We start from the raw sequence: 15,378 nt of genomic DNA, 5'->3' as shown, positions 1-15,378 counted from the left end.
GATGCGGTCATAGACAAGCATCCGAGGAGGACGTCATGACGGTCGAATCGCCCGCCGCGGTGTCGATCGCGCAGGTCATCGGCACGCTGCCCGGCCCTTTCCAGCAGCGCGAGCTGGCCCGCGTGAACGACGCCGTCGTGCAGCTCGCCCAGCTGCACGGCGAGTTCCCCTGGCACGACCACCATGAGGACGAGCTCTTCCTGTGCTGGGACGGCACGTTCAGAATCGAACTCGAAGGCCGCGAGCCAGTCACCATGACCCCCGGTGACGTCTTCGTCGTGCCCAGGGGCGTGCGCCACCGGCCGGTGGCCGACGAGCCCGCGCATGTCCTGCTGGTGGAGCGTCCGGAGACCAAGCAGTACGGCAACGCGCGCTAATTCGGTTGCGGCGAGTACGCGGCCTCTGGCCTGATAGATCACGTTCGACGTCCGACGTCCGGGAAGGAGGCGACACGACGATGACGTACCACGAGGTGACCGGGACCAGGCATCCGATCAGGATGTGGGCGCAGCCGGAGACCGTGGATCCGCAGGCGATGCAGCAGCTGCGTAACGTCGCCAACCTGCCGTGGGTGCACGGTGTCGCCGTCATGCCCGACGTGCATCACGGCAAGGGAGCGACCGTCGGGTCGGTCATCGCGATGCGCGACGCGGTCTCCCCGGCCGCGGTCGGCGTGGACATCGGGTGCGGGATGACCGCGGTGAAGACCTCCTACAAGGCCTCGCAGCTGCCGGACAACCTGGCGTACCTGCGCGGGAAGCTGGAGCAGGCCGTTCCGGTCGGTTTCGCGCACCACAAGCGGCCGGTCGACCCGGACAAGGTGTCCGGGATGAAGTCGGCCGGGTGGGTGGAGTTCTGGAAGGGCTTCGACGAGCTGGCGCCGGCCGTGAAGGCGCGGCGTGAGCGGGCCGAGGCGCAGATGGGCACGCTCGGCGGCGGCAACCACTTCCTGGAGGTGTGCGCCGACGACGAGGGCGTGGTCTGGGTCGTGCTCCACTCCGGGTCGCGCAACATCGGCAAGGAACTGGCCGAGCACCACATCGGGATCGCCCGCGGGCTGTCGCACAACCAGGGGCTGGTGGACCGGGACCTGGCGGTGTTCCTCGGTGACACGCCGGAGATGGACGCCTACCGTCGCGACCTGTTCTGGGCCCAGGACTACGCGCGCCGCAACCGTTCCCTCATGATGGGCCTGGTCTGCGACGTCCTGCGCCGTCACCTGCCGGACATCACGTTCGAGCAGCCCATCTCCTGCCACCACAACTACGTGGCGGAGGAGCGCTACGACGGCGTGGACGTGCTCGTCACCCGCAAGGGCGCCATCCGGGCCGGCGCGGGCGAGCTGGGGATCATCCCGGGCTCGATGGCCACCGGCACGTACATCGTCAAGGGTCTGGGCAACCGCCAGGCGTTCAACTCGGCCTCGCACGGGGCCGGCCGGAAGATGAGCAGGAACAAGGCCAAGAAGACGTTCACGCTGAAGGATCTGGAGGAGCAGACGTTCGGCGTGGAGTGCCGCAAGGACGCCGGGGTGATCGACGAGATTCCGGGGGCGTACAAGGACCTTGAGTCGGTGATGGCCGCCCAGACCGACCTGGTGCAGGTCGTGGCACACCTGCGGCAGCTCATCTGCATCAAGGGCTAGAGCCTCCCGTAGGTTGGGCGCATGGAGATCGGCGAGCTCCTCGGGTCCGGGCGGAGCGCGGACGTGTACGCGATCGACGGCGACCGGGTGCTGCGCCGCTACCGCATGGCGGTCGACGCCCGCCAGGAGGCGGCCGTCATGGCGTACGTGGCGGCGCACGGGTTTCCGGTGCCCTCCGTCTACCCCGGGGTCGGCGGAGGGCGGTCCACCGATCTGGTGATGCGGCGGCTGTCCGGGCCGACGATGCTCGCGGCGGTGGTCGACGGGCAGATCACGCCCGAGGAGGTGGGGCGGGTCACGGCCCGGCTGCTCCGTCGGCTGCACGCGATCCCGGCCCGGGTGTCCGACGATCCCCAGGACCGGGTGCTCCACCTCGATCTCCATCCGGACAACGTGATGCTGACCGCGCGCGGGCCGTACGTGATCGACTGGTGCGACAGCCGGGAAGGTCCGCCGGGGCTGGACTGCGCGATGTCGGCCGTCATCGTCGCGCAGGGCGCGGTGGACGAGGAGAGCCCGCTCGCGGCGCCGGCGCGGGCGGCGCTGGCCGCGCTGCTCGATGAGCTCGGCGAGGCCATGGACTTCGGGGCGGGGCTCGACCGGGCCGGTGCCATGCGGAGCGTGAATCCGGGGCTCACCGCCCGCGAGGTGGGACTCGTCGACACGGCGGTGAGGCTGATCAGGGAACTAGGCGACGGCTGAGCCCGGGAGCTGGAGGCCCGCTGGCACCTCTGGTGGAGGGCTATGCGCGCCAGGCGCCGCTCGCGGCGGCCTCCTCGGCGTAGGTCTCGAAGGGCTTGGGCGGGCGGCCCGTCACGCGGTGGACGACGTCAGAGACCGGCTGGTCGCCGAGGGCGCGCAGCGCGGCGAATGCCTTGACCTCGGCCATCGCCTGCTCCGAGAAGCTCATCGCCGCCAGATAGTCCTCGTCGCTCCCGCGGTAGCGGACCTCGCGGCCGGCCGCCCGGCCGATGATCTCCACTGCCTCGTCGAACGTCAGCGAGCGCGGCCCCGTCACCTCGTACGTCTGCCCCGCGTGACCGTCCCGCGTGAGGGCCGCGGCGGCGACGGCCGCGATGTCACCGGCGTCCACGAACGCCTGCCGCACCTCTCCCACCGGCATGACCACCTCGCCCGCCATGACGGCGGGCTGGAAGAAGCCCTCGTCGAAATTCTGGTCGAACCAGCTCGGCCGCAGGATCGTCCACTCCGCGCCCGAGTCGCGCACCGTGCGCTCGGCGGCCATCAGCCGCTCGTCGCCCATGGCCTCGATGCCCCCGCTGGACAGCAGGACGAGGCGCCGGACGCCCCGCTCGACCGCCAGCGACACGAACGCGGGATCGATCGGCGTGCCATCGGGGGCCATGACGTAGACACTCGAGACGCCGGCCACCGCCGGCTCCCAGGTCGCGGGCACAGACCAGTCGAACCTGGTCTCTCCCGCCCTGGACGCCGCGCGGACCACATGACCGGTGGCACGCAGCAGGCCGGTCAGGCGCCGCCCGGTGGAGCCGGTCGCGCCGAGAACGAGAATCGCATGCTGAGCCATGTCCCCGAGTCAAGCAAAGCCCACCGACAGAAAGCCCACCGACAGAAAAGCCCGCTGACAGAGCCGTCGGTCAGAGGCGGCCGGCGGCACGCAGGACGCGGAGCGCCAGGGCCGGCCACGCGCCGCCGGGCCACTGCCAGGAGATCAGCCACTCGGCGGGCGCGGGGTCGGTGGCCAGGCAGGGGACGCCAGGCCCGGAGGGCTAAAGATCGGTGAGGAGGTAGAGCAGAGCGTTCATGCTCGTGCTGCTGACGATGTCGCGCTTGTCGATCAGGCGGCGAACGTCCGTGAGGGGTATCCACTCGATGCGCTCGGCTTCCCAAGCATCGGCGGGCGGGCCGATGTACTGGGCGCTGTCGGCGCGGAAGACGTGGTGCTCGGAGTCGGAGATGCCGTTGGAGGGCTGGGTGTAGAGAAGGGGACGCAAGGGCCCGGGCCGCCAGCCGGTCTCCTCCTCGACCTCGCGGGCGGCGGCTGCGATCGCCTCCTCCCCTTCGTCGATCCTGCCGAAGGGGATCTCCCAGCCCCAGGCGTCGGTGATGAAGCGATGCCGCCAGATGAGCAGCACGCGGCCCTGCTCGTCGACGAGGACCGCCCCGGCTCCTGGCGCGGTGCGGATGAGCCGATGATCGAGATGCGTTCCGTCCGGAAGCTCGACGTCGGCCATCCGGACGTCGAGCCAGGGGTCGGTGTAGAGCGGTTCTTCCGAGTGGACCTGCCAGCGCATGCGGCTGCTCCCAGGGTGGACGCCTGAATCGGCACCACGCTACAAGGGGATGCCACCCGCGAGTGATCACTCCGTCCAGGAGGCCGTGGTTTCGAGGCGTTTGCGCCAGAGTTTCTCGCCGTCGCCGCCCGGTTCCCAGCGGGCGCAGAAGTCGAGGAGGTCGCGGCAGCGGGCCAGCATGGCCGCGTGGCGCTCCGGCCATTCGGGCACCGGGCCGTCGTAGGCGGCGAAGAAGTGCGGGAGCAGGTGCACGTGCTCGGGGTGGTGGCTGCGGATGATCCACTCGCACCAGGCGAGGTCCTCGACCGGGCGCCCCGGGTGGGCCCACTCCCAGTCGAGTATCGCGGTCGTCTCGAACGTGGCCGGGTCGAAGAGCATGTTCTGTGGCCCGTAGTCGCCGTGCACGATGCCCAGCCGGTGGATCCCGCCCAGGATCCGGCCGCACTCCGTGAGCACCTCCACGGCGCGGCCCTCGTCCAGGAGGTCCTGGCCGTGGGCGCCGGAGACGAAGCGGGTGGTCAGGCTCGTCGAGGTGATCTTGTGAACGCGCGGGACCGGGATGCGGCCACGCAGACGGCGCAGGTATCTGCTCTCCGTGCTCAGCCTGAACGCCGCCTCCGGACCCTCGTAACACTTCACGACCAGGGCGCCGTCGCCGAACGTGCTGTTGGTGTACCCGTGCTTCACAAGGGTCGATTCTGGCGCACCGAGACCCCTCCCGGGACCCGCGGCACGCTACCTCGCCCGCCTCCGATACACGATGTAAGGACGGAACAAATAGCCCAACGGGGCGGAAAGCGCATGCACCAGGCGGCTGAACGGGAAAAGTACGACCAGCGCCATCCCGATCAGCGTGTGCACCTTGTAAAGACCGCTCGCGTGCCCCATCGCGGCGGCGTCCGGCTGCAGCATGAGGACGCCGCGGAACCAGGGGGCGACCGTGGTCCGGTAATTCGCCTCGCTCGGCACGAACCCCGCCGCCGTCGTCACCACGCCCGAGACGATCGCCGCCGCCAGGACCGCGTACATGGTCTTGTCGTTGGCCGTGGTCGCCAGGAACACCGGGCCGTGGGTGCGCCGGCGGTAGATCAGCAGGGCCAGCCCCACGAGCGTGCCCAGGCCGGCCAGGCCGCCCCAGACGAGCGCGTTCACGTGGTACGCCTCGTCGGACACGCCGATGGCGTCGGTCCACCGCATGGGGATCAGCAGCCCGATCACATGCCAGACGATCACGACGAGCAGCGCGTAGTGGAACAGCGGGCTGGCCACCCGCAGCAGCGGGCTCTCGTAGAGCTCGGAGGAGCGCGTGGTCCAGCCGAACCGGTCGTAGCGGTAGCGCCAGATCAGACCGCCGACGAAGACCATGATGGTGACGTAGGGCCCGACGACCCAGAGCATGCTCTCGCCCCAGGTCATGCGTATCCTCCCAGGCCCACGGTCTCGGCCGGCGGCCCGCCCGCGGCCAGCCGCCTGGCCCGCCTCCGCTGGGCGGCCGTGATCGGCGGGAGCGCGGCGCACACCGTGCCGATGACGTGCGCGTACGGTGACTGGCGCTCGGTCAGTGCGGCCAGCAGCAGCTCCAGCCCCGCCCGGTGCTCTCCGAGCATCGTGACCCCCGCCGGGTCGAGCGCGGCGAACTCCAGCACGACCGGGAGGAAGTCGGGCAGTTCATCGTCCATCAGCTCCCACCCGGCGGCCCGGTAGCGGCGTTTCAGCGCCGCCAGGGACTCGCCGCGGCGGCGGGTGTCGCCGTCGGTGTAGTAGGTCACGTAGAGGCAGCAGCGCCGGTCCAGGTCGAACGTCTCCACGTAATGCGCGGCCAGCTCGCCCGGCCCCAGCTCCTCGGCCCGGCCGAGGAACTCGGCGAAGTGCGGCTCCGCCGCGTCCCTGATCAGCGGCAGGCGCCGCCAGAAGCGCTCGTCGGGGTAGGCCAGCAGGTGCGCGGCGGCCTGCCAGACGACCGGTTTGGTCATGCCCGCCTCCTCTTGGGAGGGAACAGCCCGGCCGGGGTGCCGCGGCCGTCCCAGTTGAGGAGGTTGATCCGGTCGTGGGTGACCTCGTCGCCGGTCTGGCGATCCTTCAGGCTGTGGAAGTTCTCGATCGACACGGGGACCGGACGCCCTGACGCCTCGCCGAAGGGCGACAGCATGCCGGGCCCGGCGTCGTAGTCGAGGCTGCAGCCGGCCTCCTCCACGACGCCGGGCGGGTTGCCGTACGCGGTCGGGATCACGTAGCGCTCCTCGTACCTGGCCAGCGCCAGCAACCGGTACATGTCGCGGAGCTCCTCCTCGGACAGGCCCGTGTCCGGCAGGACCGGCTGCTCGCCCAGGTTGACGGCGCGCATGTACGAGCGCATCGCGGCCAGGCGGCGCAGCGCGGCGGTCACCGGCGCCGGGTCGCCCGCGGTGAACAGCTCCGCCAGGTAGCCGACCGGAATGCGCAGCGCCTCGATGGCGGCGAACAGGTTGACCGCGTCCTCGCCGTCGTGGCCGGTGCCGGCGAGCGCGTCCACGACGGGGGAGAGCGGCGGGACGTACCAGACCATGGGCAGGGTCCGGTATTCCGGGTGCAGGGGGAGAGCGATCCGATATTTCTTGATCAGGTCGTACACGGGCGAGCTGCGGGCGGCCTCCAGCCAGTCGGACGGCAGGCCGGCGGTCTCGGCGGCCGGGTCCTCCGGGTCGACGAAGACGTCGAGCTGGGCCTCGTACAGGTCGCGCTCGTCGGCGACAGAGGCCGCCTCCGACACGCGGTCGGCGTCGTACAGCAGGACCCCGAGGTAGCGCAGTCGGCCGACGCACGTCTCCGAGCAGACCGTCGGCAGGCCGACCTCGACCCGCGGGAAGCAGAACGTGCACTTCTCCGCCTTGCCGGTCTTGTGGTTGAAGTACACCTTCTTGTACGGGCAGCCCGTCACGCACATGCGCCAGCCGCGGCAGCGGTCCTGGTCCACGAGCACGATGCCGTCCTCCTCGCGCTTGTACAGCGCACCGGACGGGCAGGAGGCCACGCACGACGGGTTGAGGCAGTGCTCGCAGATGCGCGGCAGGTAGAACATGAACGCCTCCTCGAACGCCAGCCTGACCTGCTCCGACACCTTGGCCAGCACGGGGTCGGGCGCGGGGTCGCCGGCGAGGTCGTCGTCCCAGTTGGCGCTCCAATGGATCTTCGTGGGCTCGTCGCTGATCAGCGACCTGGGCGGGGCGACGGGGACGTCGTCGGAGAGCGGGGCGTTCGTGAGGTTCTCGTAGTCGTAGGTCCAGGGCTCGTAATAGTCCTGTATGGAGGGCATGACCGGTTCGGTGAAGATGGAGAGCAGCTTGTGGAGGCGTCCGCCGGACCGAAGCTGCAGCTTGCCCTTGCGGGTCAGGGTCCAGCCGCCGCGCCAGCGGTCCTGGTCCTCGTACCGCCGGGGATAGCCCTGGCCGGGGCGGGTCTCGACGTTCTGCCACCAGACGTACTCGACGCCGGGCCGGTTGGTCCAGGTCTGCTTGCAGGTGACGGAGCAGGTGTGGCAGCCGATGCACTTGTCCAGGTTCATCACCATGGCGATCTGGCCCATGATCCGCATCAGTACCGCACCTCCTGGGATCTGCGCCGGATGGTGGTGATCTCGTCGCGCTGGTTGCCGGTGGGGCCGAGGTAGTTGAAGGCGTACGAGAGCTGGGCGTGGCCGCCGATCAGGTGGGTCGGCTTGATGAGGACCCTGGTCAGGGCGTTGTGGATGCCGCCGCGGCGGCCGGTCGCCTCCGACTTCGGCACGTCGACCAGGCGGTCAGGGGAGTGATACATGTACACCGTGCCCGGCGGCATGCGGTGCGAGACGATCGCCCTGGCCACGACCACGCCGTTGCGGTTGACCGCCTCCACCCAGTCGTTGTCGGCGATCTCGAGGCCGGCCGCGTCCTCGACGGACATCCAGATCGTGGGCCCGCCGCGGGAGAGCGACAGCATGAGCAGGTTGTCGTGGTATTCGGAGAAAAGGGACCACTTGCTGTGGGGGGTGAGGAAGCGCAGCGTGCCGGTCTCGCCCAGTAGTGCTGTGAGGTCCAGTGGGGGACGGTAGACCGGCAGGGCCTCGCCGTACTCGTGCATCCAGTCGTGGTCGAGGAAGAAGTGCATGCGGCCGGTGAGGGTGTGCCAGGGCTTGCCGTGCTCGACGTTGATCGTGAAGGGGGAGTAGCGGCGGTCGTACGACTCCTTGCCGGACCATTCGGGGCTGGTGGCGACGTGGAGGGGCCCGGCCTGGGCGTAGGAGAAGATGATCCGGCGTCCCCTGCGGGCCAGGCCGGCGAGGTCGGCGGCGCCGGTGCGCTCGGCGAGCCGGCGGAAGCCCTGGGCGGCCAGGCGGGGGTTGCTCACGCCCGACAGGGCCAGGATCGTCTCGCAGGCCTTGGCCTCGGTGTCGAGCTCAGGCCTGCCTTTGGCCACGCCGCGGGGGACGAGGCCGGAGCGCTGGCCGAGCCAGGTGATCTCCTCGTCCGGGGAGAAGGTGAGGCCTTTGACCGGGACACCGAGCTGCTCGGTGAGCGGGCCGAGAGCGGCCAGTTTGTCGGCGATCGCGCCGAAGTCGCGTTCGACCACGTGGAGGGCCGGCTCCCGGGCGTGGGAGATCTCGCTGGGCGTGTCGTGCTGGTGGGGCGTGGCCACCACGTCCCTGCGGACGCCCAGGTGCTCGTCGGCCAGATCGCTGAAGGCGCGGGCGATGGCGTGGAAGGCGGAGAAATCCGTCTTTGTCTCCCAGGGCGGGGGGATCGCCGGGTTGAACGCGTGCACGAACGGGTGCAGGTCGGTGCTCGACAGATCGTGCTTCTCGTACCAGGTGGCGGCCGGGAGCACGATGTCGGAGAAGATCGTCGAGGACGTCATCCGGAAGTCGAGCGTGAGGAGCAGGTCGAGCTTGCCCGATGCCGCCTGCTCGTCGGGGTGCGGCAGGTTGGAGGCCGTACCCAGGAGGTGGTGCAGGAAATACTCGTTGCCCTTGGCGGAGGAGCCCAGGAGATTGGAGCGCCAGAGCGTGAGCACGCGTGGCCAGTTGCGCGGGTCGTCCGGATCCTCGGCCGCGTAGCGGAGGCGGCCCGCTCGCAGCTCGGCGTGGGCGTGGGCGATGGGGTCGTCGGCGTCGCCGAGGTCCAGGGGGTTGCGGTCGAACGTCGGGGACATCGGCATCCAGCCGTTCCGCACCGCCTCCGCGACCAGGTCGGCGGTGTGCCTGCCGCGGAAGGCGCCGCGGCCCAGGGGGGAGGCCAGCGCGCCGGCGTCGAAGCGGTCGTAGCGCCACTGGTCGGTGTGCAGGTACCAGAACGCCGTGCCGGGGGCCTGCCGCGGCGGCCTGGACCAGTCGGCGGCCTCTGCCAGCAGCGACCAGCCGGCCAGGGGGCGGCATTTCTGCTGGCCCGTGTAGTGCGCCCAGCCGCCGCCGTTGCGGCCCTGGCAGCCGGTCAGGAGGAGGAGCGACAGGAACGCCCGGTAGATCGTGTCGCCGTGGAACCACTGCGTGGTGCCCGCCCCCATGATGATCATGCAGCGGCCTCGGGTGGCCTCCGCCGTCCTGGCGAACTCTCTGGCGATCTTGACGGCCCGGGCGGCCGGGACCCCGGTGATCTGCTCCTGCCAGGCCGGTGTGCAGGGCTGCGTGTCGTCCTCGTAGCCGGCCGGCCACGTGCCGGGCAGGCCCTTGCGCTGGACCCCGTACTGGGCCAGCAGCAAGTCGTACACCGTCGTGACCAGGTGGCCCCCGACGGCGGTCACCGGCACGCCCCTGCGGAGCGGGTCACCGTCGTCGAAGCGGGGCAGCAGCACCTCCGCCGTCTCGCTCCCGTCGATCGTGAGCTGGGGGTCGGTGTCCAGGTCGAGGTTCCAGCGGCCCTTTCCCGACTCGGTCCAGCGGAAGCCGATCGAGCCGTTCGGCACCACGGGCTTGCCTTCCGGGGACAGGAGGACCGTCTTCCACTCGGCCGCCTCCTCCTGGGAGCCCAGGTCCTTCGCCGTGAGGAACCTGCCCGGCACGTAGGCGTCGGCCCGTTCCTCCAGGCGTACGAGGAAGGGCAGGTCTGTGAAGCGCTTGACGTAGTCGGTGAAGAAGGGCGTCTCGCGGTCGGTGAAGAACTCCTTGAGTATGACGTGGCCCATGGCCATGGCCAGGGCGCCGTCCGTGCCCGGGCGGATGCTCAGGAACTCGTCGGCGAACTTGGCGGCGTCGCTGAAGTCGGGGCTCACGACGACGGTCTTCTGGCCGCGGTAGCGGGCCTCGGCCATCCAGTGGGCGTCGGGGGTGCGGGTGACGGGGACGTTCGCGCCCCACATCAGGAGGTACGCGGCGTCCCACCAGTCCGCGGACTCCGGGACGTCGGTCTGGTCGCCGAACACCTGGGGGGAGGCCACCGGGAGGTCGGCGTACCAGTCATAGAACGACAGCATGGTGCCGCCGATCAGGGAGATGAACCGGGAGCCGATGGCCTGGGAGACCATCGACATGGCGGGGACGGGGGAGAAGCCGGCGATGCGGTCGGGGCCGTAGGTCTTGATGGTGTGGACGTGGGCGGCGGCGATCATTTCGGTGGCGAGGTCCCAGGTGATGCGGACGAGACCACCGTGGCCGCGGGCGCTTTGGTACTTTTTCCGCTTTTCCGGATTTGTCGTGATTTCTGCCCATGCCTCCACCGGGTCGTCGAGGCGGTCGCGGGCCTCTGTGTACATCTCGACCAGGACGCCCCGGGCGTACGGGTAGCGGATCCGGGTCGGCGAGTAGGTGTACCAGGAGAAGGCGGCGCCGCGCGGGCAGCCGCGCGGCTCGTACTCCGGGCGGTCGGGGCCCACGCTCGGGTAGTCGGTGTCCTGCGACTCCCACGTGATGATCCCGTCCTTGACGAACACCCTCCATGAGCACGAACCGGTGCAGTTCACCCCATGCGTGGAACGGACCACCCTGTCGTGACTCCACCGGTCGCGGTAGAAGGCGTCGCCTTCCGTGCCGCCGGTCAGGTAGAGGGTGCGCAGGTCGGCGCTGGTGGTCGACCTGCGCAGGAAGCGGCCGGTCTTCAGCAGGGCGTCCTCCGCGCTCATACCCCTACTCCATCACAGAAAGTGACTATCTGTTACACAGGGTGTATGTCTGGGCTTCGTAAAGGTCGGGTGCCGACCTGGAATCGGCTCCGGTGGCGTTCGCGGTCGCGTTCTGGTTTGGAAGCCGATCGAGCCCCTGGCGGGGAGGCACAGCGGACGGCTCGCGCTGTCGCCGACGCAGACCCCGCTGTCGGCGGCCATCCCGATGGTGGTGGGGCGCCGGGGCGGATCTCAGCGGGCGTGCCGGTGCGGGCGGGGGTGTTCAGGCGAACTCCGGTGCCTGTGCCGGAGTGGGCATGGGCGCTGGGGCGGACTCCGGTGGGCGGTGCCGACCGGCAGGCACGGTGTCGCGGGGATTGCTGCGCGCGTCCTCGGCGGGAAAATCGTTTGCCGGTTGTGGGGGCACCTTGTCAACCTTGTCGGGCTATGCGCTCCCTTCCTGAGGCCGATCCCGGCGTGCCCGACATCCGCAGCCCACTCCGTTACCTATGGTGGAACGCCCGGCGGCAGGCGCCATCCCTCCTCGCAGGCATCGGCTTCGCGACGCTGTGGTGGCTGGTGCAGGCGTTGATGCCGGCCGTACTTGGGAAGGGCATCGAGGCCGTCACCGCCAAAGACACCGGCGCCCTGCTGACCTGGGCGTCCATCCTGCTCGGGCTGGGGCTGCTGCAGGCGTTCACCGGCGTCATGCGGCACCGGCTGGCCGTCTACAACTGGCTGGCCGCCGCCTACCGCACCGTACAGCTCACCGCCAGACAGGCCGCCAGGCTCGGCGCCACACTGCCGAAACGGATCTCCACCGGCGAGGTCGTCAGCGTCGGCAACTCCGACATCGCCCACATCGGCAGCTCCATGGACATCCTGCTGCGCGGTGTCGGCTCCGTCGTGGCGATCGTCACGGTGACCGTGATCCTCATCTCGACCTCGCTGCCGCTCGGCCTGCTCGTGCTCTTCGGCGTGCCGATCATGGCCCTGGCCGTCTCGCCCCTGCTCAGGCCCCTGCACCGGCGGCAGGCCCGGCAACGGGAGCTCTCCGGCGAGCTGTCCACCAGGGCCGCCGACATCGTCGCCGGGCTGCGCGTGCTGCGCGGCGTCGGCGGCGAGCAGGTCTTCGCCGGCCGCTACCGCGAGGAGTCGCAGCGGGTGCGGCAGGCGGGCGTGGGCGTGGCCCGCGTCGAGTCGGTGCTCGAAGGCGCCCAGATCGTGCTGCCCGGCATCCTCATCGCGATCGTCACCGGCATCGGCGCCTCGTTCGCCGTCGCGGGGGAGATCCCCACCGGCCAGCTCGTCTCGTTCTACCTGTACGCGGTGTTCTTGATCGGCCCTTTGAGAACGCTCACCGAGATGGCCGACAAGCTGACCAAGGGGCATGTGGCGGCCGGGCGGGTGATCCGCATCCTGTCCATCGAGCCTGAGATCAAGGGCGGCGACGGGAGCAGCGCGGGCGGGGTGTTGCGCGATTCGTACAGCGGGGTCACCCTCCAGCCGGGCGTGGTCACGGCGGTCGCCGCGAACGCGCCCGAGGACGCGATCGCCATCGCCGACCGGCTCGGCCGGTATGCGAGCGGAGACGTCACCTTCGGCGCCGCCGACCTGGGCACGCTGCCACTGGACGAGGTCCGCCGCCGCATCCTCGTCGCCGACAACGCCGCCCGCCTCTTCACCGGCCGCCTCCGCGACGAACTGGACGTCCGCGCCCACACGCTCTCCCTCGAGCCGGAGGCGACTCGTACTGGCTTGGAACGGTCGAGTGGTGGAGCCGGCGGTCAGTTGGATGCCGCAGGAGAGGCCACCCGTCTGACGGGCGTCGGCGGTGCGGCCGTCGGCGAGGCATGCGAGCGGGTTGGGGAGCGCAATGGCGGCTCCGTCCCGCTGGACGCGCATGGGCGGGCCGATAGAGCGTGGCCCGACGCCGAAGTGCTCGATGTCAGTGCGATCGGCGACGGCTTGACCGGTGGGGAGGCGGCGGGTCCGCGGTCGACTGGTGGGGAGTCGGCGGGCATGCGGTCGACCGGTGCGGAGCCGGTCGGCACGCGGTCGACCGGTGGGGCGTTGACCGACGGCGATGGTGACGCGCGCAGCCGGGTCGTGAGCCGCGAACTGACGGACGACGAGCGGATGCGTGAGGCGCTTTACACCGCCTGCGCCGAGGACATCATCGACGCCCTTCCCGACGGGCTCGACACGTGGGTGGCCGAGGCGGGCAGGGAGTTCTCCGGCGGGCAGCAGCAGCGGCTGCGGCTGGTCAGGGCACTGCTGGCCGACCCGGAGGTGCTCATCCTGGTCGAGCCCACCAGCGCCGTCGACGCCCACAGCGAGGCCCGCATCGCCGAGCGGCTGGCCAGGACCCGCGCCGGCAAGACCACGCTGATCTGCACCACCAGCCCGCTGGTCCTCGACCGTACCGACCACGTGATCTACGTCGAGAACGGCCGGGTGCTGGCCGAGGGGACACACCGGCAGTTGCTGGACAGCTCGCCGGAATACGCCGCGACCGTGACCCGTGGAGAGGACTGACTCATGCCCCGGACTCGTGGGGAGGGCCCGCGCGTGCCCTCTCGGGAGGGCTGACGCATGGCCCGCGAAATCCTGCCGGTCGCCGACCGGAAGCAGGTGCGTGCCTACGCCAGGCGGCTGACGCTGAAGTATCCGCGTCAGCTCACGACGGCCCTGCTCCTGCACGGGTTGGCCGCCGTCGCCGGGCTGGTCGTGCCGTGGCAGCTCGGCGACCTGGTCCAGAACGTCGAGCGCGGCGTCGAGGTCAACGTCGCGCTCGTGGCCGCCGCCATCGGCGGCTTCCTGCTGTTGCAGGGCGTCCTCATGAGGTACGCCGTGCTGGCCTCCGCCAAGCTCGGCGAGAAGGTGCTGGCCGAGCTCCGCGAGGAGTTCGTGGACCAGGTGCTCGCCCTGCCGCTGTCCACGGTGGAGCGGGCAGGGTCCGGCGACCTGATCACCAGGACCTCGCGCGACGTGGACTCCCTGTCGCGCACGGTGCGGCACGCCGTGCCGGAGACCCTGATCGCGATGGTCACCTTCCTGATCACGGTGGGCGCTCTGGTACTGGTGAGCCCCATGCTCATGCTCCCGATGCTGATCGCGGGGCCGGTGATCGGGGTGGCCACCCGCTGGTACCTGAAGCGGGCCCGCGACGGCTACCTGCGTGAGAACGCCGCCTACGCCGACATGACCGAGGGCCTGGCGGAGACCGTCGAAGGCGCCCGGGCCGTGGAGGCGCTCGGCCTCCAGGAACGCCGCCGGGCGCGTACCGACGGCGACATCCGGCGGTCTTACGCGGCCGAGCGCTACACCCTCGGCCTGCGCGTCGTGTGGTATCCCGCCGTCGAGCTGGGCTACGTCATCCCCGTGGTGAGCGCGCTGCTGGTCGGCGGCCTGTTCTACACCAACGGCTGGGTGACACTCGCCCAGGTCACCGCCGCCGCCCTCTACGCGCAGCAGCTCATCGACCCGCTCGACAGGTTCCTGATGTGGATCGACGAGCTCCAGGTGGGCGGTGCCGCCATGGCGCGGCTGCTCGGGGTCGCCAACGTGCCCGACGATCGGGTGACGTCCTCGGCGCGTCCCTCCGGTGAGCTGCTGGAGGCATCCGACGTCAGGTACGCGTACCGGGAGGGCCGCGACGTGCTGCACGGCGTGTCGCTGACCGTCCGGCCCGGTGAGCGGCTGGCCATGGTGGGGCCCTCGGGAGCTGGCAAGTCCACGCTGGGCCGGCTTCTGGCGGGCATCCACGGGCCGCGTACCGGGTCGGTGACCGTGGGGGGCGTGCCGCTCGTCAACCTGCCGCTGAAGGATCTGCGGGGGCATGTCGCGCTGGTCACCCAGGAGCATCACGTGTTCAAGGGCACCGTGCGCGACAACCTCCTGATCGCCCGGCCCGACGCCGACGACGCGGCGGTGCGGAAGGCACTGGAGGCCGTGGACGCGCTCGACTGGGTGCTCGGGCTGCCCTCGGGCCTGGAGACCCAGGTCGGCTCCGGCAGGCACGCCATCTCGCCCGCGCAGGCCCAGCAGCTGGCCTTGGCCCGGCTGGTGCTCGCCGACCCGCACACCCTGGTCCTGGACGAGGCCACCTCCCTCATCGACCCCCGCGCGGCCAGACACCTGGAGCGGTCGCTGGCCGCCGTACTGGAGGGACGGACGGTGATCGCGATCGCGCACCGGCTGTACACGGCTCATGACGCCGACCGGGTGGCGGTCGTGGAGGACGGGCGGATCAGCGAGCTGGGGTCGCATGAGGAGCTGGTGGCCGAGGGGGGCTCGTACGCGGCGCTGTGGAGCAGCTGGCACGGGACTCCGGCAGGCACCCGGTCCTGAGGAAGCCATTGAGAGCCGGTCGCCTCGGTGACCGTCGTCATGCTGGGCCGTCCGGGTGGC

The 15,378-nt window shown here is 70.6% G+C and carries 12 protein-coding genes; 5 read left to right on the top strand and 7 right to left on the bottom strand.

Translation table 11 applies throughout. The features are described from left to right. Positions 1-35: 35 nt before the first annotated feature. The 3 genes from ID574_RS30935 to ID574_RS30925 all read left to right on the top strand — a co-directional run bounded on the left by ID574_RS30935 (position 36) and on the right by ID574_RS30925 (position 2,347). The gene (locus tag ID574_RS30935) at positions 36-377 is read left to right on the top strand and encodes a cupin domain-containing protein (RefSeq protein ID WP_188192513.1); all 342 of its coding nucleotides are present in this window, start codon (positions 36-38) and stop codon (positions 375-377) included. A gap of 80 nt (positions 378-457) precedes the next feature. Further along, the gene (locus tag ID574_RS30930; RefSeq protein ID WP_188192512.1) at positions 458-1,645 is read left to right on the top strand and encodes an RtcB family protein; all 1,188 of its coding nucleotides are present in this window, start codon (positions 458-460) and stop codon (positions 1,643-1,645) included. Between the two features lie 21 nt (positions 1,646-1,666). Continuing rightward, a complete protein-coding gene (locus tag ID574_RS30925) occupies positions 1,667-2,347 on the top strand; it encodes a phosphotransferase (protein WP_188192511.1) in 681 nt (226 codons plus the stop codon). Between the two features lie 40 nt (positions 2,348-2,387). On the opposite strand, the gene ID574_RS30920 is transcribed toward ID574_RS30925, so the two are convergent. The 7 genes from ID574_RS30920 to ID574_RS30890 all read right to left on the bottom strand — a co-directional run bounded on the left by ID574_RS30920 (position 2,388) and on the right by ID574_RS30890 (position 10,986). Further along, on the bottom strand, positions 2,388-3,194 hold the full coding sequence (locus ID574_RS30920) for an NAD(P)H-binding protein (protein ID WP_188192510.1): 807 nt from the start codon (positions 3,192-3,194) through the stop codon (positions 2,388-2,390). A 202-nt stretch (positions 3,195-3,396) separates the two neighbouring features. After that, the gene (locus tag ID574_RS30915) at positions 3,397-3,921 is read right to left on the bottom strand and encodes an NUDIX domain-containing protein (protein ID WP_188192509.1); all 525 of its coding nucleotides are present in this window, start codon (positions 3,919-3,921) and stop codon (positions 3,397-3,399) included. Positions 3,922-3,987: 66 nt separating this feature from the next. Next, positions 3,988-4,608 carry a phosphotransferase gene (locus ID574_RS30910; RefSeq protein ID WP_188192508.1) on the bottom strand — a complete coding sequence of 207 codons (621 nt, stop codon included), beginning with the start codon at positions 4,606-4,608 and terminating at the stop codon, positions 3,988-3,990. Positions 4,609-4,656: 48 nt separating this feature from the next. After that, a complete protein-coding gene (gene narI / locus ID574_RS30905) occupies positions 4,657-5,337 on the bottom strand; it encodes a respiratory nitrate reductase subunit gamma (protein ID WP_188192507.1) in 681 nt (226 codons plus the stop codon). Beyond that, a complete protein-coding gene (gene narJ / locus ID574_RS30900; RefSeq protein ID WP_188192506.1) occupies positions 5,334-5,894 on the bottom strand; it encodes a nitrate reductase molybdenum cofactor assembly chaperone in 561 nt (186 codons plus the stop codon). The genes narI and narJ overlap by 4 nt, the downstream gene beginning before the upstream one ends. Continuing rightward, positions 5,891-7,492 (bottom strand): nitrate reductase subunit beta, encoded by a 1,602-nt coding sequence (gene narH / locus ID574_RS30895; RefSeq protein ID WP_188192505.1) that lies wholly within the window; start codon positions 7,490-7,492, stop codon positions 5,891-5,893. Before narH ends, narJ begins: the two co-directional genes overlap by 4 nt. Beyond that, positions 7,492-10,986: a nitrate reductase subunit alpha gene (locus ID574_RS30890; protein ID WP_188192504.1), complete on the bottom strand. Its 3,495-nt coding sequence runs from the start codon at positions 10,984-10,986 to the stop codon at positions 7,492-7,494. The genes narH and ID574_RS30890 overlap by 1 nt, the downstream gene beginning before the upstream one ends. A gap of 426 nt (positions 10,987-11,412) precedes the next feature. Here ID574_RS30890 and ID574_RS60280 point away from each other — a divergent pair, with 426 nt between their 5' ends. Next, positions 11,413-13,503 carry an ABC transporter transmembrane domain-containing protein gene (locus tag ID574_RS60280; protein WP_223167243.1) on the top strand — a complete coding sequence of 697 codons (2,091 nt, stop codon included), beginning with the start codon at positions 11,413-11,415 and terminating at the stop codon, positions 13,501-13,503. A gap of 57 nt (positions 13,504-13,560) precedes the next feature. Then, the gene (locus tag ID574_RS30875; protein WP_188192503.1) at positions 13,561-15,318 is read left to right on the top strand and encodes an ABC transporter ATP-binding protein; all 1,758 of its coding nucleotides are present in this window, start codon (positions 13,561-13,563) and stop codon (positions 15,316-15,318) included. Positions 15,319-15,378 lie beyond the last annotated feature (60 nt).

The sequence above is a fragment of the Nonomuraea sp. SYSU D8015 genome, from assembly GCF_008065375.1.
GTDB lineage: Bacteria > Actinomycetota > Actinomycetes > Streptosporangiales > Streptosporangiaceae > Nonomuraea.
This window is presented reverse-complemented; position numbering and strand designations above follow the sequence as displayed.

Excerpts from the sequence above, each read along its gene's own strand:
- ID574_RS30935 (WP_188192513.1), top strand. The coding sequence starts at position 36 with ATGACGGTCGAATCGCCCGCCGCGGTGTCGATCGCGCAGGTCATCGGC.
- ID574_RS30930 (WP_188192512.1), top strand. The coding sequence starts at position 458 with ATGACGTACCACGAGGTGACCGGGACCAGGCATCCGATCAGGATGTGG.
- ID574_RS30925 (WP_188192511.1), top strand. The coding sequence starts at position 1,667 with ATGGAGATCGGCGAGCTCCTCGGGTCCGGGCGGAGCGCGGACGTGTAC.
- ID574_RS30920 (WP_188192510.1), bottom strand. The coding sequence starts at position 3,194 with ATGGCTCAGCATGCGATTCTCGTTCTCGGCGCGACCGGCTCCACCGGG.
- ID574_RS30915 (WP_188192509.1), bottom strand. The coding sequence starts at position 3,921 with ATGCGCTGGCAGGTCCACTCGGAAGAACCGCTCTACACCGACCCCTGG.
- narI (WP_188192507.1), bottom strand. The coding sequence starts at position 5,337 with ATGACCTGGGGCGAGAGCATGCTCTGGGTCGTCGGGCCCTACGTCACC.
- narJ (WP_188192506.1), bottom strand. The coding sequence starts at position 5,894 with ATGACCAAACCGGTCGTCTGGCAGGCCGCCGCGCACCTGCTGGCCTAC.
- narH (WP_188192505.1), bottom strand. The coding sequence starts at position 7,492 with ATGCGGATCATGGGCCAGATCGCCATGGTGATGAACCTGGACAAGTGC.
- ID574_RS30890 (WP_188192504.1), bottom strand. The coding sequence starts at position 10,986 with ATGAGCGCGGAGGACGCCCTGCTGAAGACCGGCCGCTTCCTGCGCAGG.
- ID574_RS60280 (WP_223167243.1), top strand. The coding sequence starts at position 11,413 with ATGCGCTCCCTTCCTGAGGCCGATCCCGGCGTGCCCGACATCCGCAGC.
- ID574_RS30875 (WP_188192503.1), top strand. The coding sequence starts at position 13,561 with ATGGCCCGCGAAATCCTGCCGGTCGCCGACCGGAAGCAGGTGCGTGCC.